Annotated in this window: 6 protein-coding genes; 4 read left to right on the top strand and 2 right to left on the bottom strand. The window is 65.5% G+C overall.

Going from position 1 to position 7,639, the window contains the following annotated elements:
• Positions 1-689: transposase (locus tag ACO6D5_RS15440; RefSeq protein ID WP_485825861.1), on the bottom strand; the 689-nt coding region annotated here is incomplete at its 3' end.
• A 233-nt stretch (positions 690-922) separates the two neighbouring features.
• Here ACO6D5_RS15440 and fghA point away from each other — a divergent pair.
• From fghA to rpoH, 3 genes are all read left to right on the top strand, one after another.
• Entirely contained in the window at positions 923-1,789 is an 867-nt protein-coding gene (gene fghA / locus ACO6D5_RS15435; RefSeq protein WP_485825860.1) for an S-formylglutathione hydrolase, read from the top strand.
• A gap of 98 nt (positions 1,790-1,887) precedes the next feature.
• On the top strand, positions 1,888-2,577 hold the full coding sequence (locus tag ACO6D5_RS15430) for a hypothetical protein (RefSeq protein WP_485825859.1): 690 nt from the start codon (positions 1,888-1,890) through the stop codon (positions 2,575-2,577).
• A gap of 154 nt (positions 2,578-2,731) precedes the next feature.
• Positions 2,732-3,652 (top strand): RNA polymerase sigma factor RpoH, encoded by a 921-nt coding sequence (rpoH, locus tag ACO6D5_RS15425; RefSeq protein WP_485825858.1) that lies wholly within the window; start codon positions 2,732-2,734, stop codon positions 3,650-3,652.
• A gap of 316 nt (positions 3,653-3,968) precedes the next feature.
• On the opposite strand, the gene ACO6D5_RS15420 is transcribed toward rpoH, so the two are convergent.
• A complete protein-coding gene (locus ACO6D5_RS15420) occupies positions 3,969-4,760 on the bottom strand; it encodes a phosphodiesterase (RefSeq protein WP_485825870.1) in 792 nt (263 codons plus the stop codon).
• A 242-nt stretch (positions 4,761-5,002) separates the two neighbouring features.
• Between ACO6D5_RS15420 and ACO6D5_RS15415 the strand changes: the two genes are divergently transcribed.
• On the top strand, positions 5,003-7,639 hold a 2,637-nt coding region (locus ACO6D5_RS15415; protein ID WP_485825857.1), incomplete at its 3' end, for a cation:proton antiporter.

Raw genomic sequence — 7,639 nt, 5'->3', positions numbered from 1 at the left:
GGCTTCTTGCGCGGCCGGCCACGCTGGCCGGGCGCGACGCGCCGGCTGGCCGTATGGGCCAGGCTGGCGATGAAGTTTGCGCCGCCCAGCGCCCATTGGCCGGAGACGGCTTGATCGATGCGCTGCGTTTCCTCGCGCGACAGGCCATCCTGCAGACGTTTGCGGTAATTGGCCTGACGGTCGAACGGCGTATTGCCGCAAGCCCAATAATCGGCGTGATCGGATTGCCACTGCGCGGGTGCCGCCGTGGTATTGCCCGTGTGGCTGGCCGCTGAGGACCAGGGCCACGAATCGGGGTCTTGCGAGGCGCCGCTGCGCACCGGGTAGGTTTCCAGCCAGACCAGCGCGGGCAACACCCAGGCGCCGGGTTCCAGCAGGGCGGACCGGTACCGGCCCGCGAACACCCGGCCGCCGCGCAAGCGCGCCGCCAGATTGCGGCCCAGCGTCTGCATCAGCCTGGGCAGGCCTTCTTCGTCGGCCGGCGTGGCCAGCAGCAGGATGCGGTCGTTGGCAAGCAGCCAGCCGTGAACCGAGACCCGGTGGCGTTGGGCGGATTCGCCCAGCCACGTGGCCAGTTGGTTCAGGATATCGGCGGGCGCTGGCTGCGATGGCGCGGCCAGCGGCGAAATGAAGTTGGCCTGCACCAGTTGGGGCAGCCCGGGGGCGTACAGACGGGGCAGACGGGCCATAGTGTCAGGGCTTGCGTATCTGGAAGAACGGGTTGTCTTCGCTCACGGTATATAAATAGTGCCACGGTGGGCGCTGGTCAAGTCCCGTGATCACAATATGGGCACGGAATCGTTTCTTTTTTTACCGCCGGGCCCGTATGAGGGGCAGGTTAACATTTGGCGACGGAACGTCGTACCGTGGATATACCCTAACCCGCAGACGTTTTTTTTCACCCCCTGACCGGAGAAAATCCATGCCTGTGGCCTTGGAACTCATTTCCCAGCATCGGTGCTTTGGCGGCACGCAGCGCTACTACCGCCATGAGTCCGCGGCCATCGGCCTGCCCATGCGCTTTTCGGTCTACGTGCCGCCGCAAGCCGAGCACGGCCCGGTGCCGGTGCTGTTCTATCTGGCGGGCCTGACCTGCACGGAAGAGACCTTCATGATCAAGGCGGGCGCCCAGCGCCTGGCGGCCGAACTGGGCGTCATGCTGGTTGCCCCGGACACCAGCCCGCGCGGCGCCAATGTGCCCGGCGAAGACGAAAGCTGGGATCTGGGCACGGGCGCCGGTTTCTACGTGGACGCCACCACGCCCGCCTGGCGCGACCACTACCGCATGTACAGCTATGTCACTGACGAACTGCATGGCATCGTCACTGGCGGCACCCTGCCCGGCGACGCGTCGCGCACGGGCGTTTTCGGCCACTCCATGGGTGGCCACGGCGCGCTGGTGCTAGCGCTGCGCAACCCCGGCAAGTTCCGTTCGGTGTCGGCGTTTGCGCCCATTGCCGCGCCCAGCCTATGCCCGTGGGGCAAGAAAGCGTTCGGCGCCTACCTGGGCGACAACGTCCAGGACTGGGCCGCGTACGACGCGTCGGCCTTGATGCGAGGCCTCACGCGGCCCTTCCCCGCCGGCATCCTGATCGACCAGGGCGAATCAGACCAATTCCTGGCCGAGCAGTTGTATCCCGACGTATTCGAGGCGGCCTGCGCCGCCGCCGATCAGCCGCTGACGCTGCGCCGCCACGCGGGTTACGACCACGGCTACTACTTCATCTCCACCTTTATTGAAGATCACATCCGGTTTCACGTCGAACGGCTTGGAAAGCCGGCGGCCTGAAGACGCGCTTCTATACTGGGGAGCCTGCCGCGGCAGGCGCGTGGCGCCCTGGGCGCGCCCGCAGGGACCCGCGGCTAGCTTGAATAGGAACGCCTGATTTGATCAACGGTATCGCTCCCTTTGTCTGGATACTTCTGGGCGCCGTCGTCGTCCTGCTGCCGGGCCTGGCCATGCTGCTGGGCCGGGGCGGCCCCCGCGACGAACGCGGCCGCAAGAAGTTCCAGTTCCGGCCGGTGCGGCGCCTGTTCGGCCTGATGCTGGTGCTGTTGGGATGCGTGTCGGGGTTGCTGGCGCTGTCGCTGGTCCAGTTCTTCCGGCTGACCACGGACGAATCCGTGGCCCGCATCGAGGTGCGCCAGCAGGCCGAAGGCCAGTTCCAGGTCACGGCCACGGCGCCCGGCATCAGCCCCAAGCAATACGTGCTGTACGGCGACCAGTGGCAGATCGATGCCCGGGTCGTGCGGTGGAAGCTGCCTGCGCTGATGGCGGGCGTGCCGCCGCTGTACCGGTTGGAGCGCTTGTCCGGGCGCTATAGCGACACGGCGCGCGAGGCGTCGGCCACCCGTTCGGTCCACGCGCTCGATGACTGGCCGGCCCCTGATCTGGGGTCCTTGAAGAAAAGTTTTCCGAACTGGTTCCCCTTTGTCGATGTCCAATTTGGAAGCGGTGCCTATATGCCGCTGTTCGATGGCGCGAAATACCAGGTGTTCATGGACCCCCGCGGCGCCTTGTTCGTCCGCCCGGACGGCGAGGCCACCGCAGAAGGCCTGAAACGCCTGGGTTGGTAGGGAATCCGCCTAGGCGCCTGAGGCCCCCTCCGCCGGGAGGCGTCATGCAAATGGACGGTCAAAAATAAACAGGGACGCATAATCCTGGTGAAACTTTGACGCACCGCAATAGTCGAATTAGCACTCCCTTTACTAGAGTGCTAACATCGAATCCATGTCGTTACCCCTTCGCTTTCCGGAGACCCCCGCTATGAAACAACCCAGTACCTCGTTGGCCGCTTCCGGCAACGCCCTGGCGTTGGCCATTGCCAATCCGGGCGCACTTGGCACGATCGACGCGTACATCTCTTCGGTCAACCGCCTGCCGGTCCTGTCCGCCGAGCGTGAAACCGAGCTGGGCCGTCGCCTGCGCGACCAGGAAGACCTGGGCGCGGCGCGCGAGCTGATTCTGTCTCACCTGCGCCTGGTGGTGTCGGTTGCCCGCCAGTACCTCGGGTATGGCTTGCCGCACGCCGACCTGATCCAGGAAGGCAACGTCGGCCTGATGAAGGCCGTGAAGCGTTTCGACCCCGAGCGCGGCGTGCGCCTGGTGTCGTTCGCCGTGCACTGGATCAAGGCCGAAATCCACGAATACATCATCCGCAACTGGCGCCTGGTCAAGGTGGCGACCACCAAGGCCCAGCGCAAGCTGTTCTTCAACCTGCGCAGCATGCGCCCCGATGGCCAGACGCTGGACCCGGAGCAGGTCGATCACATCGCGCGCGAATTGAACGTACGCCGCGAAGACGTGAGCGAAATGGAAGTGCGCCTGTCCGGCCGCGACATGTCGCTGGAAAACCAGGACGACGACGACGACAGCTACGCGCCGATCGCCTACCTGTCCGACGATGGCCGCCAGGAACCGACGCGGGTGCTGGAACGCGCTGCGCGCGACCAGTTGCAAAGCACGGGGCTGACCACCGCGCTGGAAGCGCTGGACGCCCGCTCGCGCCGTATCGTCGAGGCCCGCTGGCTGCAAGATGACGGTGGCGCCACGCTGCACGAACTGGCGCAGGAGTTCGGCGTGTCGGCCGAACGCATCCGCCAGATCGAAGCTGCCGCCTTGAAGAAGATGCGCGGCAACCTGGCCGCCTGATCCGCCGGGTTCCCCCGCTGCGTCAATCAGCAAGAAGGGCCGCGCAAGCGGCCCTTTTCTTTGCGCGCGGCCGCTCGGGCATGCCGCGGCGGCACAAGCGCCACAATCGATCAATAAATTGATACAAATTCGGCCCTTAATTTTGCGTGATTGCAGAAACTTAATGGGGATCGCGCCGACTAACTTCATGTAGACCGCGAACTTCGGTTAGCAGTCTTGTCATCCGTCTCGGCTTCTCCTCTTTCCCCTCCCCTATGAGACGGATGCTTGCGGGGCACCATGCATATCTTGGTGCCCCGTTTTTTATGCCCGCTCGTTATGCGGCTTGCGCGTCGTCCGGCGCCAGCGCCGTATGCCACAGCGCGTCCTGCACGCGACGCACGCCGGTGGCCATCGACCCGTCTTCATAGAGCTTGATCCAGCGGTAGCCGGGCGCCATGTTGTCGACCACGTGCTTGCCGTCGCGGATGCTGAACTGAAAGCAGGTCGACGGCGTGGCCAGCATGCGCAGGTTGTGGCGGCGGCGGTCGAACTCATGATGCACATGGCCCCACAGCAACACGCGCGCCTGCGGAAAGCGGGCCAGGCGCTTGAACAGCGCCTGCGGATTGTCGATCATCATCGAGTCATGCCAGTGGCTGTCGATCTGCATCGGGTTGTGATGCATCGCGATCAGGGTGTGGCGGCCCGGCGCGTCCGCCAGGGCGGACTCAAGCATGTCCAGTTGGCTGTCGGGCAAGTGGCCGGCATTGGAGCCGGGCACCGTGGTGTCCAGCGCCACGACACGCCAGGCGCCGACGTCGGTCACCGGCGCCGACCATTGCGGCAATTCCTGGCGCAGCACGGCCGGCTGGTCGTGATTGCCCGGCAGGCAGCGGATCTGCGCGCGGGCCAATGCCTCGGACTCGCCCAGGATGGCGGCAAAGCGCCGGTACGAAGCCGCTTCCCCGTCTTGCGACAGGTCGCCCGTGGCCATCAACAGGTCGGGGTGCTTGCCGTCGGCCTCGATCTGGCGCAGTACGGCGCGCAGGCTCGCATCGGTATTGACGCCCAGCATCGCGGTGTCGGGTTCGCCGAACAAATGGCTGTCGGTCAGCTGGACGAGCATGGCGGGCGCGTGTTGGCGCCGGGCCAGGGAATGGACGCGGGGCAAGTGCCGCTCCTGCGAAGTGGATACCGTTTGCACATTACCCAAAAAACAGGGCGTGGCGCATATTTCTTGGCCGGCTTGGGGTAACGAAACGTGCGTTCTGAATGATTCTCCTCCGTTTGCCGGCAGGAGCCTGAGAAAAAAGCCGCTATTCTTGGGAAACTTCTCACACGCTTCATGATCGGGACGCGGCGCTATCCATGGATGTAGGTTTTCTTGTTTTCGGCTTGGCCGGTTTGCTCACACTGGTCTGCTTCATGCCACCGCTGGCCGGCCGCCTCAAGCTGCCGTACTCGGTGCTGCTGGCTATCGTCGGCTGTCTGCTGGGCATCATCATTCACGTGCACGGCTGGGCGCCCAGCTGGATCGGCGACTTCCTGGATTCGCTGGAACGCTTCGAGATCTCGTCGGAAACCTTCCTGATGGTGTTCCTGCCGGTGCTGCTGTTCGAGACGGCGCTGTCCATGAACGTGCGCCGCCTGATGGACGACATCGGCCCCATCCTGATGATGGCCATCGTGGCCGTGGTGGTGTGCACGGTCGTGGTCGGGGTGACGCTGGACGCGATCTCGCCCTACGGCCTGGTGGTCTGCCTGCTGCTGGGCGCCATCGTCGCCACGACCGACCCGGTCGCCGTGGTGGGCATCTTCCGCGAGGTGGGCGCGCCCAAGCGGCTGACAACACTGGTCGAAGGCGAAAGCCTGTTCAACGACGCGGCGTCCATCGCCCTGTACTCCGTGCTGCTGGCCGTGCTGAGCGGCCACGGCGAACTGACCGTCAGCGGCATCTTCAACGACTTCATCGTGCACTTCATCGGGGGCGGCATCGCCGGTTTCGCGATGGGGCGGCTGGCCTGCTTCCTGTTCGCGTGGCTGCGCGGCTTTCCCACGGCCGAGATCACGCTCACCTTGACGCTGGCCTACCTGTCCTTCTTCATCTCGGAGCACTACCTGAACGTCTCGGGCGTGGTCGCCACCGTGATCGCGGGCCTGGTCGTGGGGTCGACGGGCCGCACGCGCATGTCGCCCACCACCTTCGAATATCTGTCCAGCGCCTGGGAGCAGTTCGGGTTCTGGGCCAATTCGCTGATTTTCCTGTTCGCGGCCATGCTGATCCCCAAGCTGATGGCCGCCGCCGATTGGCAGGAACTGGTGCTGGTGGCCGTGGTGTTCGTCGCGACGCTGATCGCGCGCGCCATCGTGGTGTTCGGCCTGCTGCCGCTGTTGGGGCTGACCCGCCTGGGCACCAAGGTCAGCAACCCGTACAAGGTGGTGATGCTGTGGGGCGGACTGCGCGGGGCCGTGTCGCTGGCGCTGGCGCTGGCCGTGACGGAGCAAACCGGCGTGCCCGAAGAGGCGCGCCAGTTCATTGCCGTGGCCACGACCAGCTACGTGCTGCTGACGCTGTTCATCAACGGCATCAGCCTGCGGCCGCTGATCCGCATGCTGGGCCTGAACCAGCTGTCGTCGGTGGAACGCACCATCCGCAACCAGGCGTTGGCCGTGGCGCTGGAAGACCTGCAAGGCAAGACCGACGAAGTGGCCAAGACCGAGCACATCGGCACCGAGGTCCGCGACCGCATCCGCGCCGTGTTCGACGCCAGCCTGACCAGCGTGCATGACGGCCAGGTCGGGCAGATGAGCGACGAGCAGCGAGTGGCCGTGGGCCTGGCCATCGTGGCGCAGCGCGAAGAGGAAATGTTCTTCGACATTTTGAAGGCGCAGATCGTGGACTGGCGCATGGCCGAGGCCCTGCTGGCGCGGGCCGAACGGCTGGAGGACGCCATCCGCCTGGGCGGGGTGCCGGGCTTTGAACGCGCCATCGTGGCGGATGTGCGCTATTCCACGGGCTTTCGCCTGGCGCTGCGCATGCATTACCTGTTCGGCTTCCAAGGCTGGTTGGCGCGCGAGCTTGGCCAGCGGTTCGCCAACCTGATGAGCAAGCGCTCCGTCGCGCAGCGGCTGATCGTGTTCGCGCGCGAGCAGGTCACGCCCCTGCTGGGCGAAGCCGCCACCCAGCGCATCGTATCGCTGCACCAGCGCCGCCTGGACCTGATCGAAAGCGCCATGCAGGCGTTGAATCTGCAGTACCCCTCCTACGCGCAGTGGCTGCAGGAAAGCTATCTGGGCCGCGTGGCGCGCGAACTCGAGCGCATCCGCTACCGCGACATGCTTGAGCAGTTCCTGATCAGCGGTGAAGTCTATGCGGACCTGATGGCGCAGTTGAAGAGCCGCTGGGCGCATATCGACACGCATCCGCCGCTGGACATCGAAATGAGCGCGGCCGAGCTGATCAAGCGCGTGCCGCTGTTCGAGGGCCTGTCGCCCGATTCGCTGCGCGCGATCAGCAAGCTGCTCAAGCCGCGGCTGTCGTTGCCCGACCAGCGCGTGCTGACCCAGGGCCGCCATGGCGAGGAAATGTGCTTTGTGGCGTCTGGCGCCGTGGCCGTGCATCTGCCCGACCACACCATGATCGAACTGGGCAGTGGCGAATTTTTCGGGGAATTGGGGCTGCTGGGCGAACAGCAGATCACGCCGGATGTGACGTCGCTGGGCTACAGCAAGCTGCTGATGCTGTCTTCGCGCGATTTCCACGCCCTGCTGGCGCGCGACGAGCACTTGCGCGAACGCATTCAGGTCGTGGCCAAGCAGCGCCTGCGCGCGATCGAGGTCTGGAAGCAGTTCTCGCAGGCTTCCGCCGCGTCAGCCGCGCCGACCCCCGCGCCGGTCTCGGCCCCGAGCCCGGCCCAGGCGGCCGAAGCGGCGGAAGCCGCAGGCGCCGAGGCGCCTGTCGTGTCGACGGTACCGAAGGTGGCGGATGTGCCGAAGGTGGGGGAT

It is taken from the genome of Achromobacter sp. (assembly GCF_057314935.1).
The sequence above is the reverse complement of the archived record's forward strand: the minus strand, read 5'-3'. Positions and strand labels throughout refer to the sequence as shown.

What these genes read in the sequence shown, in the direction of transcription:
- ACO6D5_RS15420 (WP_485825870.1), bottom strand. Translation starts at nt 4,760, where the DNA reads ATGCTCGTCCAGCTGACCGACAGCCATTTGTTCGGCGAACCCGACACC.
- rpoH (WP_485825858.1), top strand. Translation starts at nt 2,732, where the DNA reads ATGTCGTTACCCCTTCGCTTTCCGGAGACCCCCGCTATGAAACAACCC.
- fghA (WP_485825860.1), top strand. Translation starts at nt 923, where the DNA reads ATGCCTGTGGCCTTGGAACTCATTTCCCAGCATCGGTGCTTTGGCGGC.